This is a genomic window from Streptomyces sp. TE5632 (assembly GCF_054061295.1).
Genome location: NZ_JBSSEA010000002.1, coordinates 637,099 through 657,538, shown reverse-complemented (window position 1 = coordinate 657,538; position 20,440 = coordinate 637,099). Strand labels below are relative to the sequence as shown.

The window sequence follows — 20,440 nt, the reverse complement described above, 5'->3', positions numbered from 1 at the left end:
TGGCGCTGCAGGCAGAGCAGGGCGGCATGGCCGATGTGGGCTTCCAGTGCCTGGCGACCGGAACCGGCCGGGGGCTCGTGCAGGTTCTCCTCGATGCCGATGCGCCGGCCGAGCTGCTCGCGGACCGTGTTGGTGTCGGAGTTGACCTCGAGTTGCTCGTAGTCGAGGGGTTCGAGGTCTGCGCCGAAGGCGAGCATGGCCTGCTGGGTTGAGGACTTGCCAGCCTTGGGGGCAGGGCGTGCGACGAAGGCGCGGCCGCTGTCGAGCTGGAACAGGGCGGCGTACCAGGACACGGTGCTGGTGATGGGTCCCACCGGCATTTGCAGGGTGTCGCGTCCCAGGCAGGATTCGACGATCTCGAGCAAGGCGCTCTTGCCTGTTTTCGACTCGCCCGTCACGACGTTCAGGGCGCCTGGGGTGAACTCCAGGACCTGCCGGTCGCCTGTCTTGCTGTAGAGGATGATCGCGAGCAGTTGCACCCGGTTAGGGTGTCACGCCGAGGACGGCAAAGACAGTCGCTGGGCTGTCGGCCTTGGCCAGCCAGCGCCCTGCCAGACTGGCCTTGCGCAGGATCTGGTCGAGTTCCTCGGGGGTCTTGAAGCCGCGCGGTCTGCGGTACGCGGATCGCATACGTCCGCCGGGTTCTAGGGTGAGGACGTGGTGAGCCAAGCCGAACCGGGTGCCTTCCTTGACGGGCTCCGTCAGGGCCTGAACCCGGGCGGGGAACCCGGCCCGCAGAACGGGGTTCTTGCCGATCCAGGCGCCCAGGTGGGTTCTGGTCGAGGCGGGCAGGGCCTTGCGGGTCGGCTGGTGCAGGACCATGGGGGCGGCCACGAACCCCAGGACCCAGGGCATGGCCTGCTCCGTCTCCTTCTCATACCCCTGCGCGACACTGGCCAAGATAGCCGCCATCAGGGCCGGGTTGAGCATGACGGCGGAGATCGGGGAGCGATCGCTCCAGGCGGTCATACTCATCTCCTCGTCGCGGCGGCCGAAGAAGGCAGTGGCAGCGTCACGTGACCACCTTCAACAGTTCGGCGATGCGGGTCTCAAAGTCGGCGTGCCAGCCGATTTTGCCAGTGTCGGCGAGCATGTGCCGCTGGCCGCGGGCGAAGAACGGGTCGTTGTACCGCGAGCGCACCGCGAGGCTGGTCTGGCCGAGGAGTTGTCGCAGCAGCTGCTTGCCGGCGGTCTTCTTCGCGTCGTCGTCCGCGTCCCCGTCGAGGGTGTCGAGCATCCACTCGAACTCACGCTCCCATTCGTCGACGAGCTCGTTCTCGAAGCGGGTCAACTCGACTGCCCCGATGAGGTCTTCTTCGAGCCAGCGCACCGAGTGGGTGTAGGCGCGGTAGTAGTCCACGATCGCCTTTTGCAGGTTGCGTGGCGGGTAGGCCACCCAGTGCATCTGTTGCACGAAGGGGTGCATGCGGTACTTCTGTTCCAGCTCTCCCGCGTTGACGTCCGCCAGCTCTACCAGGGTGGGCAGGTTCTCGCGGGTGAACTGGTCACGGATATCGGCGATTGCCGCCTGCGCGTCACCGACATCGACGCCACGCTGCCGGCCCTGCAGCAGGGCGAGCGCCATCTCGTCCCACCACCGCCAGACCATGGCCAGGAAGAGGCCCTCGTGGCCGGGCGGCAGCGCCCAATGCAGTCGCTCCTTGACCTGGACGGCGACATCCTGGATGTGAGGTGAGCGGTCGATCACCCGGATACGGGAGACGAACGACAGCCTCGCCGCGTCACCCAGACTGAGGAACTGGTCGCGGGCCTTCTCGGTGAGCTGGGCCGTGGAAGTGCGCGCGACATGCTCCAGCAGACGCTTGGCCTCCGCCTCATTGCGGCTGCGCGGACACAGCGCGGCAACGGCCGTTCCCTCCGCGGCAGTCTCGGTCGTCACCAGGGCAAGCGCAGGGCCGACGGGGTCGGATGGCGAGGCTTCGTCCATCCACACCTTCAGCGTGCGCCACACATCCGTTGCCGTGTCGGTGAGCGACCGGTGCTGGCCGATATGGTGTTTGACCTGGAGGAGTTCCGTGGCCGTTCCCTCCTGCTCCCACGCCACGTCGTCGTAGAGCTCCAGGCTCAGCGCGGCATCAGGTCTGCTCGCTCCCGTCTGCAGGAGCTCTACCAGGGCCCACCACGTCTGGTGCTGGTAGCCGATGGCATTCGGAGCAGCGCTGTGAGAACCCTTTCCCATGACCTGCAGTCTCCCCCCGCCTGGGCACAGCGTCCACACGCCATGCCCACCCAAATGTCGAATCTATGTTCGATATTGTGGAGGGTTGCGGCGGGCTCGTCAATTTCGCATCCACTCCGGTCCGCGGTGCGGTCATGCATTACGCCCGTTGCTCGACGGGAGTGAAAACTCGGCGTTCGGCCGCCGCGCGCTCCGCAGACGTACTGATTCCCAGGGCTTTCGCACGGGGCTCCCACCGCGTTGTCAGCACCCCGGCCGGGCGGGCTTGCTGGTCCAGCTCGCCGTCGTCTTGTAGTGCACGTTCCACAGGGTGCAGATCAGCGGCAGTGGCGGCTGCCCCTGCCCCTAATACTGCAACGGTGCTTGTGCTGATTGCTGACCAGTTTCAGGGACTGTGTCCGCGCCGCTTGTAGTGACTGACGCGGGCCTGGTGTTGCCGTCTGCGACGCCATGTCGACCAGTGCAGGATGTGGTCGACAGGTGCGGGCCGGCGGTCGGTGAGCCGGGTGATCAGCCGTCTGATCTCGGCGAGGCTGAGGTGGATGAGCTGGGAGGATCCGTTTCTGCTTTCCCAGTGTCCAGCTCTCGGGCCCGCAGGACGGTCAGGCAGGCGTGGGCGGCCATGGCCAACGTCATGTGGCGGTGCCAGCCGGGATAGCGGCGGACCTGGTAGTCGTCCAGGCCGCACTCCTGCTTCGCGGTCTGAAAGCATTCCTCCACGGCCCAGCGGCTGCCCGCGACGCGGATCAGCTCGTCCAGGGTCGTGTCGGCCGGGCAGTAGGCGATGTAGTAGGAGATCTCGTCCGGGCGGCTGACGCTGCGGCGGGCCAGCACCCAGTGCCGACGATCCGGCCGGTGCCAGGGCCGCACCTCAACCCGCGCCCAGTCATAGATCCGCCGGCCGTGGACGCCGTCGCCACAGGAACGGCGTTTCCACTTCTGCCGCGGCAGGCCGGGAAACAGCTCGTGGACGGGGTGGTCGATGGACCAGCGGGTGACGACGGTGTCGTGCCGGGTGGTGGCCATGACGTGGAAGACGTCCGCCTGCTCCAGCTCGAACCGCCAGCCTTTGGAGAAGCCGTAGGCGGCATCCGCGGTCACCCACCGGAACGGGATTTTCTCCGCGATCGCGCGGCGGACCATCGACTTGGCCATCGCCACCTTCGTCTCGAAGGCCACCTCGTCACCGATGCCGGCCCGGCGGCACCGTTCCCGGTCGTCCGTCCAGGACGTAGGCAGATACAGACGGCGGTCGATCAGCGTCCGGCCGCCATGAGCCGCGTAGGCGAGGAAGACGCCGATCTGGCAGTTTTCCGTCCGCCCGGCGGTGCCGGAGTACTGCCGCTGCACCCCCGCCGACCGCACCCCCTTCTTCAGGAAGCCGGTGTCGTCCACGATCAGGACGGCGTCCCGGTCACCCAGGTTGTCGACCACGTACTGGCGCACGTCATCGAGGACCTCGTCGGCGTCCCACTCGATCCGGTTCAGCATCCGGTGGATGCGGTCCGGGCCCGCGTGGCCGGCCTCCTCCGCCAGGGTCCAGCCGTTCTTGCGCTGCAGCGGAGCGATCAGGCCCCGCATATAGGCCAGTGCCGACTCCCTCGGCTCCGATCTGTTGAACCGGTGCACGAACCGCTCGTGCACCGCCTCGAGTTCGCTCGCCCACAACCTGATATCAGCAAGGTCCCCACCCATAACCACGCCAACGACTGACCTGGCCAGCAGTCACGGCAAGCACCGTTGCAGTACTAGACCGCAGTCCCCACGCGGGCCACCACGACCTCATCCGCTATCACGCACCAACTCGTTAATGCGTAGGTCGCGAGTTCGAATCCCGAAGGCGGCTCGGAACCTCAGCCCTGACCCGCTGGGGCCTGGGGCCTTCGTTCTTTCGGGGCCGCTACCCGGGCGGTGGAGCCTCCCGTTCCGTCTGATCGGTCCTGAGGGAGCGCTGTGCGGCGGAGGGTGCCGCGAAACTGTGCCAAAGCGGCCCAGTGGTGCCCGCTGACGAGAGATCCATTCTATGGAAATGTTCCAAGGCCGACTCGTAGGGTGAAGACTTGGCAGAGGGCGTGCAGGCGCATAGGCGGCCAGCCTCGGCAACATGGCAGTCGAAAGGGTCCGGGATCTTGCCGAACCCGAGGCGCCGCCAGCACCGGGTAGCAGAGCTTCCGTATGTCAGGTTTCAACCGGAGGGCGTCAGGCCGGACTGGAGGAACGCCAGCAGTGGAGGCGGCATGATCACGCCGGGGGAGTCGAGTAGCTCCCACTGGCAGCCGGGCACCTTCTCTTCGAGATCTCGGAATACCTGCCGCATCAGTAACAGGCCCACGGACGTCGACGCCCGATCCGCCGGGGACCAGTAGCGATCACTAATCTCGGACATCAGTACGATTCCCGACGTAAGAGTTCTGCTCATCAGCCATTCGAAGGCCGCGCCATCCAGCTCGTCGGCCTGCAGCTCCGCTTCGACCCGTGCGCACAGGTCCAGAGCCCATTCCCGAGTCGCCTCGCTCGCCGCCCAAGCAGCCTGCAGGTCATCCAGGGCGGCTGTCTCCACCAGACGCAGCAGGGTGTCGTGAACAGGGCCGTCGGGGAGGGTGCTCATCCCACCGTCGGGCAGAAACACCTCCTGGGCAAGGTCCGGGACGTCCTCGACCGTGTACTCGGCCAGGGATGCCCACGGGTTGCCCCACCCCGCCGGCTGTATGGCCCGCAGCAGGTCACCGATTCCCTGCGGCGTGATGTCGGCGCCCCCGCGCAGCATCGTGGTCACCGCCGCAGCGGTGGCCTCCCCGTCGGACGGCCTCGAAGGTTCCGGGTTGCGGTCCAGTGCAACCAGCTCCGGCGGAGGCCACACCACCCCCCGGTCATGCATGCACCGGGCGATACCCTCGTCGATCCGACGCGCCCGAGCGGGAACAAGTCGGAGCCGCTGCCCGGAGGCGACCAACTCGTCGGCGACGCGCTCCGCCCACTCCTCCTCATCCTCCCCTGCTTCTGGACCCTCCTCGCCAAGGCCGGCGCCCAGACCCCGGACAGCCTTTTCGAAGACTTCCCGTACGGTCTTCTCCGGCACCGGGTACCCCTCGCTGAACAGGGCCAGCGCCAGATGAGAGGGTCGAGCGCCCCTCCGTGCCAGCCGGGCGAGCGCCACGACCAGGACGAACGCCTCGTCGGTCGGAGCCGACGTGCTCCCGCGCCCCCGGCCCAGCCACCGCACAGTGTTCCTCGGTAACAGCCCCGTCCGCCGCCACGACGCAAGCTGCTTCGCCGACACCACAAAGCCGTGCCGGCGCGCGTGGCCGATGAGCTGCTGATCAGCGGACCCCAGATCACCCATAGAAGACATGCCGCGAAGTTACCCAACTCCGCTGGAAGGGGACGTGCCTTTTGAATAGAACCCCCCCACCTTCACCAAGATCGGGCACACCACGCCTGGTCCTCTTGGGGAACCGCCGGAGTACACGGCCCCGGCAACGAACCAGGAGAGACCATGCTGACAAGCCTGCTCCCGACGACCTGCCCCCTGCCCTGCGCGCTGATCACGGCCCTGTACATCTGGATCACCGTGTACGTCGTCATCGTCGGCGTCGCCCTGGTCCATCCCTGCCGTTCCCGCCGGGCGGAGGCCCGCAAGATCCTGGACTGCCACACCCTCGCTCTTCGGATCCTGTGACCGAGGTGACTGTGGGATAACGACAGTGACCGCTCCGACACCACGGAGCGGTCACTGTCCGGACAGCGTCGATGACCGGCAGCTGCCGCGCCAGCTGCGATAGCACCGGAAGGCATGATGTCCTGGCACTCGATGGAGTCGCTTCGGAGTCGACCTGGCCGTGCCGACCCCGTTCGGCGGCGTCCGCGATCACACTGGCCTTCCTGCGCTGGACATCGCGCAGGTGGCGTCCAGCCCCTTCGGCTCGTACGACAGCGACAAGGTTTGCCGCCCCCCCCGGCGGTGAACAGCAGCTGGTGCAGGAAGCCCGCCGACGTCTCGGTGCGGGGCCAGTTCTCCACCAGTACGTGGAGTGGACGGCAGAGTCGGTCGCGATGTGGTCCGACTTCTCGACGACCACGACCACGACCACGACCACGACCACGACCCGGCTGGCGGGGTCGGTCTCGGGACGCCCGGAGGAGGACCAACGGCCGAGCATGGAAAGGGCCTTGGGGTCTATGTTGTTCGCACGACTGCCGCGACCTCGTGGGCGGTGAGCCGGCCGGTGGGGTTGAGCCCGGCGGTGCACGCGGCCTGGTCGAAGGTCGAGGTCAACTGCGCCCGGACGCTGAAGGATTCGGTCAGACCGCCTCCGGCCTGGCTGATCAGGCGCCTGGCGGCCTTGGCGTCCAGCGAGAGCGCGACGTATGCCTCGCGCGGAGCCGCAGCCGGGCCCGCGCTCTGGATCAGCTCACTGTAGATCGCGCCGGCCGCCGGGGCAGTGGGTCGGCCATGTTCCTCCAAGTACCGGCGAAGGGCGTCGCCGGAGTCCGGCACGGGGCGCTCGATCACCTGGATCCGGGCGACCTGACCGGGTGCGGGCCAGTGCGGCGAGTTGCGATGTTGCTGCTCTGCTGGTGCAACGCTCAGAGCGCCCGGCTGTCGAGGCACCAAGCAGGGCCTACAGGGTGCCTCGCTCCAACAGGTCGCGCACCGCGTCCTCCTCGCGGCGGAGCACCAAGCGTCCGTCGCCCTCACTGTAGGCGAGGATGCGGCTCCCAGGGTCGAGTCCGGCCTCGGCGAGAAGTCCGAGAGGGAGTGAGACTCGCCCGTCGGCGTCGATGGTCAGCTCTACGGGGGTTCGGGACACGCGTGCAGTCTCCCACAGCGCCACTGCTGCATGCCGCTGCTGTCCCGGGGGGCGGTAGGTCATTCCCCTCTGGTCACTGCCTGTCGCTCACCGGGCAACGGGTGGTTGCTGGCCCCCCGAAGACCGCGGCAAGCTCGGCGATCCGATCGATGACGCAGTCGGATCACCCGCGAGTGCGGGAGACTGGTCATATGTCGCCAATCGCATCGTCGGCCTCCGTTGCCGCGCGCATGAGTCGTCAGGCATCCCGCGACACCGCGCAGGAGCTGGCCGTACGTCGCCTGCTGCACAGCAGCGGGTTGAGGTACCGCGTGCACGTCCCTGTGCCCGGCATGCCCCGCCGGACGGTGGACATTCTGTTCGGCAGATTGAGGATCGCCGTGTTCCTCGACGGCTGTTTCTGGCACGGCTGCCCCGACCACGCGACGAGCCCCCGAGCGAACGCGGAGTGGTGGCGCACCAAGCTCGACCGCAACATCGCCCGTGACCGTGAGACGACGGAACACCTGACTTCGGCAGGCTGGACGGTGCTGAGGTTCTGGGAGCACGAGGCGCCCGAGAGCGTCGCGCAGCGGATCGCCGCTGAGGTGCAGGCGAGGCGGTCCGAACAGCGTTGACCGTGCGGTGTGCGGGCCGAAATGCTCCAGCGAGCGTGCGAAAGCAGATCGTGACCTCGTTCTGCTCTTGTGGCCCCGAGCGCGACGGCTAATGTGTGGGAATTGTGCGAGGAAGCGCGTTGTGCGTGCCTGGGGGGCCCTTGCCGCCTGTGAGCTGTACTCCGAGGCGGGGTGCCCTCAATGGTCCGGCTGCGTGCATAGAGTGGAAGCGGGGAACGGTCAACTACCATGACCGATGATATCGATGGAATGTACGATACGTTCAAGGCGCTCCTGGATGCGTTCCCCCCTTCGGAAGCGGTCAAGCGGCTAGAACAGTTGGGTATCAGCCCGGACATCGTTGAACGGATCCGGGAGCGGCACGAGCAGCAGACGATCCGGATCAGGGAGCTCGAGGAGCCGCACGCCGTTGTTCTGGACGGTCGCGACACCTGGTACACGGGGCCGCAGGCCAAGGACAAGTGCTGGCCTGCGATTGTGGGTCTGCTACGCAAGGACGGCTGGCCCGAGGACCCGGCTATCCGGAACCTCGACGACTCCTCCACCCGAGTCGTCTCCCTGCTGAACCACCCGAAGGAGAAGGCATTCTCCACACGTGGCCTGGTCGTTGGCCACGTTCAGTCGGGCAAGACGACCAACTTCACCTCGGTCATGGCCAAGGCAGCCGACCGCGGCTACAAGTTGTTCATCGTTCTGGCAGGAATCCACAACGGCCTCAGGCGCCAGACTCAGACCCGACTTGTGCAGCAGCTTGTGGAACCCAACCCTTCGCGGTGGTCCCAGCTCACCGGACTCGAGAGGGACTTCACGCCGCAGGAGAACCCGGCTTCGTACTTCGGGCGGAGTAATCGGACGCACGTGCTGTGCGTGGTGAAGAAGAATGCGACGGTGCTGCGCAAGCTGGCCGGCTGGCTCCAGAAAGCGTCGGACTATCTCCAGGACTGCCCCGCACTGATCATCGACGACGAGGCCGACCAGGCCACTGTGGCGACGAAGTCGATTAATCCGCTCATTCTTGAGATCATGAGCCACCTGCCGAGGTCCGCCTATGTCGGATACACGGCTTCCCCCTTCGCGAACCTGTTGATCGACCCGAGCGCGCAAGATCTGTATCCCAAGGACTTCGTCGTCAATCTCCCGAAGCCTGCAGGCCACTTCGGCACCGAGGTCCTCTTCGGCCGCTATGCCCTCGACGGCGAGGACCCGGAGCAGGCCGACGACGGCTACGACATGATCCGGTCGGTACCCGAGACCGACGTGCCGGCTGTGCGCCCTGAGACCAGGACCGACGTCGAAGGCTTCGAACCTGTCATCACCGACACCCTGCGCCGGGCGATCGACTACTTCTGGCTGGTCACTGCTGCCCGACAGGTACGCGGGACAGGCAATCCGCACAACACGATGCTGATCCACACCAGCGTCAACACCGCCGTGCACAACAGTTTCAAGAGACCCCTGGAGCATCTGCGCGACCGGTTCACGCGGTCTTTGTCCGCGGCGGACGCCGACTTCCTCTCGCGACTTCGTAATCTGTGGGACGAGGAGACCGGGCGTGTGCCGGCCGGAGACTTCGGCGAGACGAAGGTGGAGTTCGAGGAGCTGTTGCCCGAGCTGCCCGGGGTGCTCGACAGTTGCCGCATCATCATGGACAACTCCAGTAGCGAGGACCGCCTCGACTACGAGAACGGTCCGGTCGTGGCCATCGCCGTGGGCGGCAACACCCTTTCGAGAGGACTGACTCTCGAAGGTCTATCGGTCAGCTATTTCGTCCGCTCTGTATCGGCGTACGACACGCTGTTGCAGATGGGGCGGTGGTTCGGCTTCCGTAACGGTTACGCCGACCTGCCGCGGATCTGGATGACGGACGAGCTGGCCGAGTGGTTCCGGCACCTGGCCACGGTCGAGACCGAGATGCGTCGGGACATCGAGATCTACATGACAGAGTCCGAGACTCCGCTGACCTTCGCCGTACGCCTACGCACGCACCCGGCCCTGCGCGTGACCGCTGCAGCCAAGATGCGCGATGCGGTCGTGGCGGCCTCGTCCTACGGCGGCAAGCGCGTCCAGACCCACTACTTCCACACGAACGCCGACTGGCTGAGCGACAACATCACCGCCGCACGCGATTTGGTCGCGTCCGCTGCCGCGAACGCGGTCAGGTCCGAGGAACGGGCGGCCGAGGGCAGATACGTCTTCCGCGACGTGCCGCACGACATCGTGATCGACTTCCTGTCGAGCTACAAGTTCCACGAGAAGTCGCCGGAGAACGACGCAGACTTGATCATCCAGTACATCCGGACGAGGGTCACCGCAGCCGAATCGCTGCGCCGATGGAACGTTGCGATCGTCGGTAACCCCAAGGGGGACGACTTCACCTTTGCCTCCGGAGTGTGCGTCGGGCGGAACAACCGTGCCCGCCTCGAGCTCCCCAACCCGACACCGGACTTCGCCGACATCAAGACCCTGATGAGCCGTCGGGACGCCGCTGTGGACCTGATCGGGGAAGTGGGCAACCTGACCGAGAAGGGCATCATGGACGAGCGTCGGAAGCAGCTCCCCGACACCGGCCTACTGGTCCTCTACCCGATCGACAAAGTCTCCGAGCCAGTCCCCGCGAAGAAGTTGCGTGCACCCCTGCATGCAGAGGAACACGTCATCGGTGTAGGCCTGGTCTTCCCTGAACCCCGGCACGGGGACAGCACTGTGGAGAGCTACATCTCCGCCGACCTGTCCAGGGTTGGGATCGAGGACGAGGACTACAGCCTTCTCGAGGGTGAGGACGCATGAACGACGACGAGCTGCGCAGTCTCGTCGAGGCACAGTGGACAGCGCTGGAGGCCGAAGCGGCCACAGGGGAACGACGCCTGCGGGTCTGCGACCTGCCCGTCGACGTCGACAGAGGGCCGTTGGCGTTGGCTGTCGACCACGAGGGGTCCCGGCACGTCCTCGTTCCGATAGCCACACACCGCAAGATCCGCGAGGGGCTGGACGGACCAGTGCTCCGCTTGCGCAAGCGTCCTCTGGAGGACGTCAAGACCTACCAGACCTACGCCGACCTCGCTTGCCTGCGGCACGACTTCGACGACTTGTTCACGGAACTGTGTGTCGACGTGCTCGGCGCGGCCAGGGAGTTGCCCGACAATCCCGTCAAGGCGCTCTACCGTGTGCTCGATCGGTGGAAGGCCCTGTTCCGAACACAGGGCAAGCCACTGGGACCCGACGAACTCGCGGGGCTCTTCGGCGAGCTCACGGTACTCAATCGGCTTCTCCGCAAGGATTCGAGCGCCCACCGGCTCTGGTACGGGCCCGAGGGGTACCGCCACGACTTCTTCGCCGGGACGCGTGCCGTGGAGGTGAAGACGACTGCCAGCAGTGAAGGGCGAAGGCCACGGATCCACGGCCTCGACCAACTCGAGGCACCGGAGCACGGGACACTCTGCCTGGTCTGGTTCCGCCTGGACCGCGCCAGTGCGAACGGTGTCGGCACCGCTTTCACGGAAGCGGTCGGAGAGGCACTTCGGCTCTGCGACGACGAGAGCGCACTGCTCGACTTGCTCGCGCGGGCCGGCTATCACCTTGCCGATGCCGACCACTACCAGGACGTGCGGTTCGCGATCGCCGAGGAGAGGTGGTACGGCGTCGACGCCCAATTCCCCGGGTTGACGGCCCAGGCCCTCACCACGGCAGGCGTCCCGGTGTCGGTGCTGGACGTCGAATACACCATCGACCTGTCCGGCGCGATCCCCGTCCCTCTTCCGCCCGACCAGGTTTCCCAGATGATCGACAGCATGATCCAGGAGTCCGTGTGACGGGGCCCCGCTGGTTCTCCCAGCCCTATCCGCCGGAAGGCGCGAGCGCGGCCGAGGGCATCCGCAACCAGCTCGGACGCCCCGAGCTCGACCTGCTCACCATCCTGGTGCGCGAGTCGGCTCAGAACAGCTGGGACGCCCGACTCACGCCGTCACCCGGTCCGATCGACTATCGCGTGGACATGTGGACGGTCGGCCCGGCACACGCCGGCGCATGGCGCGAACCGCTCCTTGCAGGTGCCCCCGCGGGGCCGGAGCACTTTCCACTGCGCGAGACGCTCAAGCGAGGTCCGATCCGGGTCCTGGCCGTCTCCGACCGCGGCACCCGAGGACTGGGAGGCCCCACCCGCGCGGACAATGCCCTCGGCCCCGAACGCGACTTCGTGTCCTTCATCCGCAACATCGGAGAACCGCGCGACACCGCGCTGGGCGGCGGAACCTACGGCTTCGGCAAGGGCATCTTCTACCTACTGTCCAGGCCCGGAACAATCCTCGTGCACTCCCGCTGCCGAACGCCACAGGGTGACTACGAGACCCGACTCATCGGCTGCACCCTCTGGAAGAGTTATGTTGCCGCAGAGCCGGAGGGCGATCGCCGCTACACCGGCCGCCACTGGTGGGGCGACACCTCCGGTGACGTCGTCGAACCCTTGACGGGCCGGCAGGCGGAGACCGCAGTGCGGCGCCTGGGCCTCAGACCCTTCGGACCCGACGAGACCGGGGCGACCATTGTCGTCGTCGACCCGAACCTGGACGAACTCGAGCCCGCCGCAGCAGCCGACTACCTGGCCGAGACCATCGCTTGGCATCTCTGGCCGAAGATGATTTCCACGGATGGCAAGCCTCCCGCCATGCGCTTCACCGTCACCTGTGACGGCATCGAACACCACGTGCCGGACCCCAGGGAGACCCGACCGCTCAACATGTTCGTCGCGGCGTACGAGGCGATGAGCGGGCCGACCGGCAGCGACCTCCAGTGCTTCAGGCCGAAGCGCCATCTCGGGCGCCTCGGACTGGTCAAGCGGATCATGCCGGCTCTGGAACCGACCCGCGCCTCGCGGATGATCGACATCGAGGACCTCGTCCATCATGTGTGCCTGATGCGCCCCGCGGAGCTCGTCGTCACCTATCGGCCTGGCCCGAAGCCCCCGAGCGCCAGCCAGGGCTACGCGGGAGTCTTCCGTGCAGACGAGGCAATGGACGACATCTATGCCACGGCCGAGCCGCCCACGCACGATGCCTGGCACCCGCAGTCACTCGACCGGCCTGAGAGCACCTTCGTGCAAACGACATTCCGGCGCATTGACGAGAAGCTGGAAGGCCTGCTCTCGCTGGGAGGTGTCGCTCGTCCCGGAGCCAGCCACGTAGCGCTCGGTGCGGCCAGCTCCTTCTTCTCCGGTCTTGTGGGCGGAGCCTGGGGAATCGGTGGGGCCACCGCCTACGCCAAGCCCGGCAGCACCGCCGTGCGTGCCCGCTCTCAGGATGCCGACGACGAGCAGCAGAGCCCCGGCGGCGCCACCTCGGGTCGTCCCACCCCGAACGGTGCGCCCGGTACCGATCGGACCGCCGGCGCGGAAACAACCAGGCCCGGTGATTCTACCGATGACCAGCAGTCGTTCACCGATGAGCGGACGAACGGTGCCGCTGTCAGGGCGCGTCGACGGCCACGAGTCCAGTACGTCGGAGAGCCCTACTACGACGACCGGGACGAGGACGCGGTGCTCGTTCAGAAATTCCGGCTCCCCGTTCCCGGACCTCAGCGAGTCCGGATCGAACTCGCCGTGACACTCCCCGGTGCCAACGGCCGCGAGACGGATCCACCCATGGGAGCGAGCATGCCCGTTCTCATCGGCTGGGAGGACGATGCCGGCGACCTCCGCACGACCGAGTCGTGCGAGATCGAGGGCGGGGATTCCCTCTGGCGCGTTCTCGTACGCCCGGCACCGGACACCATGACCGAGATCGACATCAAAGTCGGGGCGGTGAGCGGCCGGTGACCCGGCGCGTACTTCCGTACCGCTCCCCTTCCGAGGACGTCGTCGCCGCCGAACCGTGGCTGCTCGTGACCGAGGACGGAGAGGTCGCCATTCCCGAGGCGCTGCCGGACTGGGACTACCACATGGACCTGCATCTGCGCAGGACTGTCCGCGTCGACCTGGACCGGGCCCGTGCACAGTCAGGCCTCCCGGCTGACGCGGCACTCGCCCTTGCCGTCGTGTGGACAGCCACCGGGTCCAACCTGAGCGGGCCGGCGAACCACACACGCCTGACCGACGACGGCACGGTCGTCACGGAGATCGACGTCCTGCTGCGCGGAGCCGACCTGGGCGGCCTTCTCCTCCTCGACACAGCTCTCGTACTGGCCGAGCGCCGCCGTGATGCCCGCCCCTCCTCGCCTCGTCGGGCCGGCTCCGTGCTGTGGAGCGATCGGGAGTCGCTGCGCCTCCAGGGCGACGCGCCCCAGTTCCCCATGGCCGTGATCGATTTCGCTCTGACCTCCTTCCCCGACAACGCTGCCTGGCACCTGCAGATCAGCGGTGGCCTGGAGAGCGCCACCATGGGATCCCTGCTCCTGCTGGTCAACGAGCGGAACTCCGTCACCACCACTGCATTCGAGAACGCGGCCAAGCCCCGACCGATCGATCGGCTCGTGCTCTCCGCGGTGTACGCCGACGCCGCCCGAGTCATGGTCGAACACGCCCTCGGCTACGACGACTTCGCGGAGGAGGCCGACTTCCCCGACGGTTCACTCGGCGCCACCCTGCTGAACCTCTTCCACCAACTGTTCCCGGGACAGCCGATCACCGACATCCGTCTGCGCCAACGCAAGTCACCCGCTCTGTTCGCCTCCGATGTGCAGGCAGCGGTCAAGATGTTCGAGGTGTCCCGATGAGCTTCCTTTACCCTCGCCTGCTCGCCGAGCAGGCGAGACCACTCTTCGAGGAGTACCGGCACCTCGCCGCTGCGGAACTTGCCGGTCGCGTCGCCCTGTCCCACGAATCGGCGGTCTACGTGGCCACCGGTGGGGACCGGATTTCCACCCAGCAGCTCAGGGAACTGCGAACCGGCGTCGTCGGCCTCGCCAAGCGGGCAGGATTCCCCGACGACTCAGACCGTGCCCGCAAAGCCGAGTTCGACCTCCAGGTTGCTGCCCTGCTGCATGCCGAGATGGGGATGGTGCCGGCCGAAGCCGCCTCCCGTGATGTCTGGGCATTTCTCGCTCTTGTCCTCATCCCGGACGTCGCCTTCTGGCGCTACCCACGGCCGCCCCAGGACCGTGTCCTCGGCACTGACCTCACCCGCCACGTCTTCGGCCGACTGTGGTGGCGCGCCCAGCTCGTACGGTCCTCCGACGATCCCGAGCCCTACAGCGCCCTCAAGATTCTCGGTGAGGCCGCCTTCGACCAGATCTACGCCCGGCGAGCCGCCCTCGGCGGCAGTCCACACCTGGTCCGGGCCATCCTTCGAGTCTGGAAGGACCTCGACCTCACCGGACTCAGCGAGCGTGAGACCCTCCGCGACTTCCTCAAACGACTGCTCCGCCTCGCTCCGTTCGTCCTCTTCGACGGCATCGAGGAGGAGGCCCTGGACGACGAACTGCGTGCCGTCGCACAGGAATCCGTCGACACTCAACGCCGCGTCGACGCACCCGGGGGAGACCAGACCGCTCTCCCCGCGCACGGAACAATCCGCCCCGCTGATGCCGGCGAGCCGTCGATATCCACGCGACAGGGGGCGGAACTCCCCACCGTCCGAGCCGTTCCGTCTGTGCTATCCGTCGACGCACGGCAGTTCACATCACTCGAGATCTGCGCCGGCGCAGGAGCACAGGCTTTGGGTCTCGAGCGGGCCGGCTTCGACCCGGTACTGCTCATCGACAGCAAGGCTGATGCCTGCTTCACCATCGACCTGAACCGGCCAGGATGGGACGTCGTCTGCATGGACATTGTGCAGTTCCGCCCCGACCAGCGCCCGGAGACGATCGGAGTCGACCTTCTCAGTGCCGGCCTCCCACGTGTGAAGTCCATGGCAACCGTCGCTCGGGCCGAGGACACGGAGGAGCGCAAAGTCCTCAGGGCCGCGATAGCGCTGGTACGGGGCATCGCCCCCAAGGCGGTACTGCTGGAGAACGTCCCTGACCTTGTCGAGAGCACGGACTTCGGTGCTGACCGCTCATGGATCGAGGCCGAACTCCAGGAGGCGGGGTTCCGCTCGGCCTGGAAGGTGCTGAACGCGGCCGACTTCGGCGTGCCCCAGAACCGCAGGAGCGGCTTCCTCGTCGCCCTCCGGGAGCCTTACTTCTCCCGCTTCTCCTGGCCCGAACCCGAGGAACTGCCGCCACCCACCGTCGGTCAGGTCCTCGGCCCTTCCATGTCCGCAAACGGCTGGACCGGTGCAGAACGCTGGATCAAGGGAGCCGACCGCATTGGTCCCGCTCTCGTCGGAGGCTCCGACCGGCGCGGTGGGGCCGACCTGGGGCCGACCGGAAGTAAGAAGGCGTGGGCCGCGCTCGGTGTGAACGGCAACAGCCTCGCCGACGCCCCACCGGATATCGACTTCCCCACCGATGAACAACCGAAGCTCACGGTCGACCAGGCTGCGCTGATTCAGGCGATCCCGAAGGACTGGCGCTTCTTCGGCGGCAAGACCTCCAGATACCGTCAGGTCGGTCACGCCATGCCCCCGCCCCTGGCTGCTGCAGTGGGAAGGGCCATCGCGGCGGCGTTGCGAGGCTAGCACCGGCGCCAACGATGCCTGGGCCGATTGCCCCCCGTCGAGTACGAGACCATCATGACCCCACCCGCAGCTCTGGCTGCAATGAACCCCGCTGTTACCCAATCATGCAGCCGTCCCGGGCCCTGGCCTGCGCGAGAGGCGAACCGCGCTAGCAACCTGCCACCATCGCAAACGCAGGCGAGCTGTCACTGCCAAGATCTAAGCTGGCGGGATGACTGACGGTCACGTTATCCTTCCCGGACAAATCCGAACTCGCGCCGAGATTCACGCAGTTTTCGGCGGAAGCCCGCAACGCGGCATTGCTCCCTCTGTCGAAAAGCGAAGTGTGACCCTCTTCTCTGATCCAGAAGAGGCGGCATTCTGGGGTTACCAGGATGGGTGGCTTGCCGAAGAAGACGGCCAGGGGCCGATCTACGAATACACGGGCGCCGGATCAAATGGAGACCAGACTTTCGCGGGAGCGCGAGGGAGCGGAAACCGAGCCGTACTTCGCCATTCTCAGCAAGGGCGCATGCTTCACCTCTTCGTTCGCGTAGGAAAAATCCCCGGGACTAACACAAAGACCCATCGCTATGTTGGGATGTTTGTCGTGGATGACGAACTGCCGTTCGTCCCTCGCCAGGGTCTGGATGTAAATGGAAAGAAACGCACCACCATCGTCTTCCGTCTGCGACCTTACGGGCAGTTCGAGAGATCACAGACGGATGTGCTCACTCCCGCCCCCGACACCACAGCGGAATTTGTTCCGCGCGCTGTGACGATTGACATGCTACAAAGTGCGGCAGTCACAAAGAGTATTTTCGTGGCCCCTGACGTGTGGAGTGCTAATACATCGGCGATGCTGACCGCAGCAGCAGAAGGAAAACTCGTACAAGTTGGCAAGGTACACACACCTGAGTTCCCGAGGGCGGCATCAGTGGCAACTACCGTTCGCCAGAAGAAGGCGCTACTCATCGAGTCCTACGCGGCCCATCTCGAATCACAGGGCCACACAGTCGGATCTTTTCAAATCAAACTAAAAGGAAAGACTTCGACACTGCGAACTGACCTGTTCGATGCAACAGACCACGTTCTGTACGAAGCGCAAGGAGCGAGCGACCGTGATTCTGTGAGGACAGCCCTTGGGCGACTCCTGGACTACCGCAGGTATGTCAGGCAGCGCGACCGTCGACATGGGCCCGCCACCGTAGTCCTTCTACCTGGACGCCCTGATAGGGACATCGAGGCACTACTGAAGGACCATGAGGCATCGCTGGTCTACCGCACTAAAAATGGAGATTTCGAAAGATCACTATAAGCGATTCGCTGCCTTCACGAGTGCCGACCCGTTACAGGACAACCCATTCCCTAACCGCTGTGCCCAGTGCAGACTTACCAGCGTAAGGCACCAGGTCAAGCGGATGCATCCACGCTTCGGAGAAGTGGATGTTCAGATGGAGCGCAAGAGACAGTAGGACATCTTCACCCTCTGGAGCGTCTACCTGTACTAGGTTAGCCCCGGGTGAAGGTGTCCGATCCAGCAACCCACTCATTGCATTCCTCCACTGAAGTGCCCCCTTCCCAAGGACCCAGATACTGTCTGGCCACTCCCAAACGGGGCGCCCCTTGCACCACTCAACAAGATGATCACCCAGGGTTTGCAAGTTCAACCCGTCAAATGCGACCACGATTCCAGAAGTTGGAAAATGGTCGTAAGTGCGACCGTAGGCGCTTGTTGTTCGCACGATAGGGCCTGGTGCCCTACGGTATGCGGTCTTACTCAGTCGCCGAGCATTTCCGATTTTTTCGCACGAGTCCAGAAGATCTTTTCGAGTCAAGTTGGTCTTCACTTCGACCAGACCGTAGATGCACTCGTTAGGAATTACTCGATATCCATCCAGTGACGTGAGAGGGGGCGTCTCCCGATTGACAACTACAATGTCACACTGTCGCGACACGCCGCCATCGCTTGCAATGATCTCGGCGTTATGGATTGCTTGCACGTGCGCTGGCAAGCAGGATGAAAGAAAGTCGCGAACCAAAACCTCTCTCGAGGTTCCTGCTTCACCGTTGTGGTTAAATACTTTCGACTGGTCGAAATCGGCCCTCATTCGCTTAGCGACCGAACGTAGAATAATTGCCAGCGCCTCTTGTGGCATGCCTCGATGTTAGACCACGTTCGGGATCTAGCTGGGCTTAGTGGAACGACGTGACTCGGCATTTATCTTCACATATTGATAGATTTGCGAGATGTCTTCCGTATTGCTGTCCAAGGTCGTATGGATATGGCTAGCCGTGCGCCGAACAGGGCGATGCCGCGGCGCAACGAGACAACGCATGCCGCAGTGAGTCCACTGTCAGTGCCCAATGGGCTGCTCGGAGAGGCCTCGAGGGGGCGGCCGGGCTGTCCGCGGCGGAGCTCCGTGGTCGTGTCCCACGACGTGGTGTAGAGGACCAAGCGCTACGCGTTCCGTACGAGGACCATCGCGATCTCCGTAGGCGCGGCAGCCACGGAGCCTGCGGGTGATGTGGGTTGAGTCTTCGACAGGGCGGAGCCATCGTCCCTGGCCTGCGGGTTCCGGCGCCTTGATCCCCCGCACCACCTGGCGGGACGCCATCCGTTTCGTAGCCGCCCTGAACTGGTCCATTACACACAACCAGGTTCGCCGGGCGGCGGGATGAACCCCCCTCCCACCTCCGCCTGAAGAGCATCACCACCACCTCGGTTCGGCCCGCACGCCGCCGAACCGATCGCACTGCCGGCGATCGTGGGCGAGCCGAAAGACGCCGCCCGTAAGCGCGCCGTAACTGCTCTTCGCCCGAACCAGCTCCGTGCTAGCGACGTTCGTCCCAGCGTCAGGGCGACTGTGCTGCTCAAACCACTGGTGAAGAAGCGCGGACACGATGGTCTGGTTTCAGGTGGAGAAGAGCGTCCGCATGTTAAGACTTGGTCTCATTTACTGCCAGGCTGCGATCTCCACGGCCATGCGCAGGGTGTCGGGCCACTGGCTGTCACCGGTTCCTCTTGTGCTAGGCAGTCAAAGGCGGCTCTCATGGGGGCGCTTTGCCGGCTACCATGGGGGCTGTTCCATGCCCTGACCTGGGGAGCGGCGAGGAAAGCCGGCCTGTCCCCTCCTCGCCCTGCAAGGATTGCGCGTGTCCGACACTTTCAAGATCCTCGATCTCTTCGCCGGCCCAGGCGGATTCGACGTGGCCGCTCGGAACCTGGGCATCGAGGTCGTCGAAGGGATCGAGTGGGACCAGGATGCGTGCGCCACTCGCGTTGCCGCGGATCTACCCACACACTGCGGGGACGTGCGGGAGCTCGGGCCCGAGGACTATTCCGAGGCGAACGTACTTGTTGGCGGTCCGCCCTGTCAGACCTTCACTGTAGCCGGCAATGGGGAGGGGCGTGCTGCGCTGCACGAGGTGACGAAGTTCGCCGAACGGTACGCCGAAGTCGAGATCGTCGAAGACTTCGCATCGATCGGCGAGGAACTGAAGCACCTGAGCGACGAGCGCACGGGCTTGGTGCTCGAGCCCCTTCGGTGGGTTCTTGAGGCGTTGCTTAGAGGCAGGCAGCCCTACCAGGCGATCGTTCTCGAGCAAGTACCGGCCGTGCTTCCGGTATGGAAGGTGTTCGCCGGTATTCTCTCGGACAAGGGCTACAGCGTTGCCGAGCCGGACATACTGCGAACCGAGCAGTACGGCGTGCCGCAGACGCGCCGCAGGGCGATCATGATCGCGCGCTGGAACGGACCGGGAGCACTCCTGCCGAAGCAGCCGAAGTTGCCCGAGCCCACCCACCGGCCCTACAGGAGAAGCATTCCTCGTGACGCCGGTGATCCGGCGCTCACGGAATGGGCCACCATGGGCATGGTGCTGGCTCGTCGAGGTCCGTTCGAGGTGGTGTCCAATTACGGGACAGGGGGCGATCCCAAGGCCCGGGGGCGGCGGCGTCACGATCAGCCGTCGGCCACGGTCACTGGCAAGGGGTCACGGAACAAACTGGTATGGGGGGAAAACAAGCTCGGCGAATTCGGCTTGGCCGAGCTGGGACAGCTGCAGACCTTCCCGGCGGACTATCCGTGGCGACGCCGTAACGGCGACGACGGAAGCGCACCCGGCGCGCGCAGCGTCATCGCACAACAGATCGGCAACGCTGTTCCGCCGCGCTTCGGCATGCACGTCCTTGCCGCAGCGTTGGGCCTCGACGCCGAACTGAACAGTGCGCTGGAGAGGCCTCTGACCTGGCGTCGGTCAGAGGCGGATTAGTTCTCCATCGGG

15 protein-coding genes and 2 pseudogenes are annotated in these 20,440 nt (G+C 65.6%); 9 read left to right on the top strand and 8 right to left on the bottom strand.

From position 1 onward, the window contains the following. The 5 genes and pseudogenes from ACVW19_RS05015 to ACVW19_RS04995 all read right to left on the bottom strand — a co-directional run. Nucleotides 1-479 (bottom strand): annotated as a pseudogene (locus tag ACVW19_RS05015) (DUF3732 domain-containing protein); the annotation flags it as partial. Nucleotides 480-483: 4 nt separating this feature from the next. Then, complete coding sequence (locus ACVW19_RS05010) at nucleotides 484-969, bottom strand: three component ABC system middle component (protein WP_457456931.1); 486 nt, start codon at nucleotides 967-969, stop codon at nucleotides 484-486. A 43-nt stretch (nucleotides 970-1,012) separates the two neighbouring features. Further along, nucleotides 1,013-2,200 carry an ABC-three component system protein gene (locus ACVW19_RS05005; protein ID WP_457456929.1) on the bottom strand — a complete coding sequence of 396 codons (1,188 nt, stop codon included), beginning with the start codon at nucleotides 2,198-2,200 and terminating at the stop codon, nucleotides 1,013-1,015. A 510-nt stretch (nucleotides 2,201-2,710) separates the two neighbouring features. Then, a complete protein-coding gene (locus ACVW19_RS05000; RefSeq protein ID WP_457456983.1) occupies nucleotides 2,711-3,895 on the bottom strand; it encodes an IS701 family transposase in 1,185 nt (394 codons plus the stop codon). Between the two features lie 490 nt (nucleotides 3,896-4,385). After that, the gene (locus ACVW19_RS04995; RefSeq protein WP_457456927.1) at nucleotides 4,386-5,552 is read right to left on the bottom strand and encodes a hypothetical protein; all 1,167 of its coding nucleotides are present in this window, start codon (nucleotides 5,550-5,552) and stop codon (nucleotides 4,386-4,388) included. Between the two features lie 144 nt (nucleotides 5,553-5,696). On the opposite strand from ACVW19_RS04995, the gene ACVW19_RS04990 reads away from it, so the two are divergent. Continuing rightward, nucleotides 5,697-5,879, top strand: coding sequence for a hypothetical protein (locus ACVW19_RS04990; protein ID WP_456195468.1), 183 nt, complete (start codon nucleotides 5,697-5,699; stop codon nucleotides 5,877-5,879). Nucleotides 5,880-5,995: 116 nt separating this feature from the next. On the opposite strand, the pseudogene ACVW19_RS04985 reads toward ACVW19_RS04990, so the two are convergent. Together ACVW19_RS04985 and ACVW19_RS04980 are read right to left on the bottom strand one after the other, a co-directional pair. Then, nucleotides 5,996-6,756: pseudogene (locus ACVW19_RS04985) on the bottom strand (SCO6880 family protein); the annotation flags it as partial. Nucleotides 6,757-6,822: 66 nt separating this feature from the next. Next, a complete protein-coding gene (locus ACVW19_RS04980; protein WP_329510005.1) occupies nucleotides 6,823-7,011 on the bottom strand; it encodes an AbrB/MazE/SpoVT family DNA-binding domain-containing protein in 189 nt (62 codons plus the stop codon). A 230-nt stretch (nucleotides 7,012-7,241) separates the two neighbouring features. On the opposite strand from ACVW19_RS04980, the gene ACVW19_RS04975 reads away from it, so the two are divergent. From ACVW19_RS04975 to ACVW19_RS04945, 7 genes are all read left to right on the top strand, one after another. Beyond that, entirely contained in the window at nucleotides 7,242-7,628 is a 387-nt protein-coding gene (locus ACVW19_RS04975) for a very short patch repair endonuclease (RefSeq protein ID WP_457456925.1), read from the top strand. Between the two features lie 228 nt (nucleotides 7,629-7,856). After that, the gene (locus tag ACVW19_RS04970) at nucleotides 7,857-10,415 is read left to right on the top strand and encodes a Z1 domain-containing protein (RefSeq protein ID WP_457456923.1); all 2,559 of its coding nucleotides are present in this window, start codon (nucleotides 7,857-7,859) and stop codon (nucleotides 10,413-10,415) included. Then, complete coding sequence (locus ACVW19_RS04965) at nucleotides 10,412-11,437, top strand: PD-(D/E)XK motif protein (protein ID WP_457456921.1); 1,026 nt, start codon at nucleotides 10,412-10,414, stop codon at nucleotides 11,435-11,437. Before ACVW19_RS04970 ends, ACVW19_RS04965 begins: the two co-directional genes overlap by 4 nt. Beyond that, nucleotides 11,434-13,434 (top strand): hypothetical protein, encoded by a 2,001-nt coding sequence (locus ACVW19_RS04960; protein ID WP_457456919.1) that lies wholly within the window; start codon nucleotides 11,434-11,436, stop codon nucleotides 13,432-13,434. Before ACVW19_RS04965 ends, ACVW19_RS04960 begins: the two co-directional genes overlap by 4 nt. Continuing rightward, entirely contained in the window at nucleotides 13,431-14,330 is a 900-nt protein-coding gene (locus ACVW19_RS04955; RefSeq protein WP_457456917.1) for a hypothetical protein, read from the top strand. Before ACVW19_RS04960 ends, ACVW19_RS04955 begins: the two co-directional genes overlap by 4 nt. Then, on the top strand, nucleotides 14,327-16,174 hold the full coding sequence (locus ACVW19_RS04950) for a DUF6339 family protein (RefSeq protein WP_457456915.1): 1,848 nt from the start codon (nucleotides 14,327-14,329) through the stop codon (nucleotides 16,172-16,174). The genes ACVW19_RS04955 and ACVW19_RS04950 overlap by 4 nt, the downstream gene beginning before the upstream one ends. A 211-nt stretch (nucleotides 16,175-16,385) precedes the next feature. After that, nucleotides 16,386-17,471, top strand: a complete 1,086-nt coding sequence (locus tag ACVW19_RS04945; RefSeq protein ID WP_457456914.1) for a hypothetical protein — start codon at nucleotides 16,386-16,388, stop codon at nucleotides 17,469-17,471. Between the two features lie 31 nt (nucleotides 17,472-17,502). On the opposite strand, the gene ACVW19_RS04940 is transcribed toward ACVW19_RS04945, so the two are convergent. After that, nucleotides 17,503-18,264 (bottom strand): DUF6602 domain-containing protein, encoded by a 762-nt coding sequence (locus tag ACVW19_RS04940; RefSeq protein WP_457456981.1) that lies wholly within the window; start codon nucleotides 18,262-18,264, stop codon nucleotides 17,503-17,505. 1,045 nt (nucleotides 18,265-19,309) lie between these two features. On the opposite strand from ACVW19_RS04940, the gene ACVW19_RS04935 reads away from it, so the two are divergent. Beyond that, nucleotides 19,310-20,428 (top strand): DNA cytosine methyltransferase, encoded by a 1,119-nt coding sequence (locus ACVW19_RS04935; RefSeq protein ID WP_457456912.1) that lies wholly within the window; start codon nucleotides 19,310-19,312, stop codon nucleotides 20,426-20,428. Nucleotides 20,429-20,440 lie beyond the last annotated feature (12 nt).

Coding starts and splice junctions, on each gene's coding strand:
- ACVW19_RS05010 (WP_457456931.1), bottom strand. CDS start 969: ATGACCGCCTGGAGCGATCGCTCCCCGATCTCCGCCGTCATGCTCAAC.
- ACVW19_RS05005 (WP_457456929.1), bottom strand. CDS start 2,200: ATGGGAAAGGGTTCTCACAGCGCTGCTCCGAATGCCATCGGCTACCAG.
- ACVW19_RS05000 (WP_457456983.1), bottom strand. CDS start 3,895: ATGGGTGGGGACCTTGCTGATATCAGGTTGTGGGCGAGCGAACTCGAG.
- ACVW19_RS04995 (WP_457456927.1), bottom strand. CDS start 5,552: ATGTCTTCTATGGGTGATCTGGGGTCCGCTGATCAGCAGCTCATCGGC.
- ACVW19_RS04990 (WP_456195468.1), top strand. CDS start 5,697: ATGCTGACAAGCCTGCTCCCGACGACCTGCCCCCTGCCCTGCGCGCTG.
- ACVW19_RS04975 (WP_457456925.1), top strand. CDS start 7,242: ATGAGTCGTCAGGCATCCCGCGACACCGCGCAGGAGCTGGCCGTACGT.
- ACVW19_RS04970 (WP_457456923.1), top strand. CDS start 7,857: ATGACCGATGATATCGATGGAATGTACGATACGTTCAAGGCGCTCCTG.
- ACVW19_RS04965 (WP_457456921.1), top strand. CDS start 10,412: ATGAACGACGACGAGCTGCGCAGTCTCGTCGAGGCACAGTGGACAGCG.
- ACVW19_RS04950 (WP_457456915.1), top strand. CDS start 14,327: ATGAGCTTCCTTTACCCTCGCCTGCTCGCCGAGCAGGCGAGACCACTC.
- ACVW19_RS04945 (WP_457456914.1), top strand. CDS start 16,386: ATGACTGACGGTCACGTTATCCTTCCCGGACAAATCCGAACTCGCGCC.
- ACVW19_RS04940 (WP_457456981.1), bottom strand. CDS start 18,264: ATGAGGGCCGATTTCGACCAGTCGAAAGTATTTAACCACAACGGTGAA.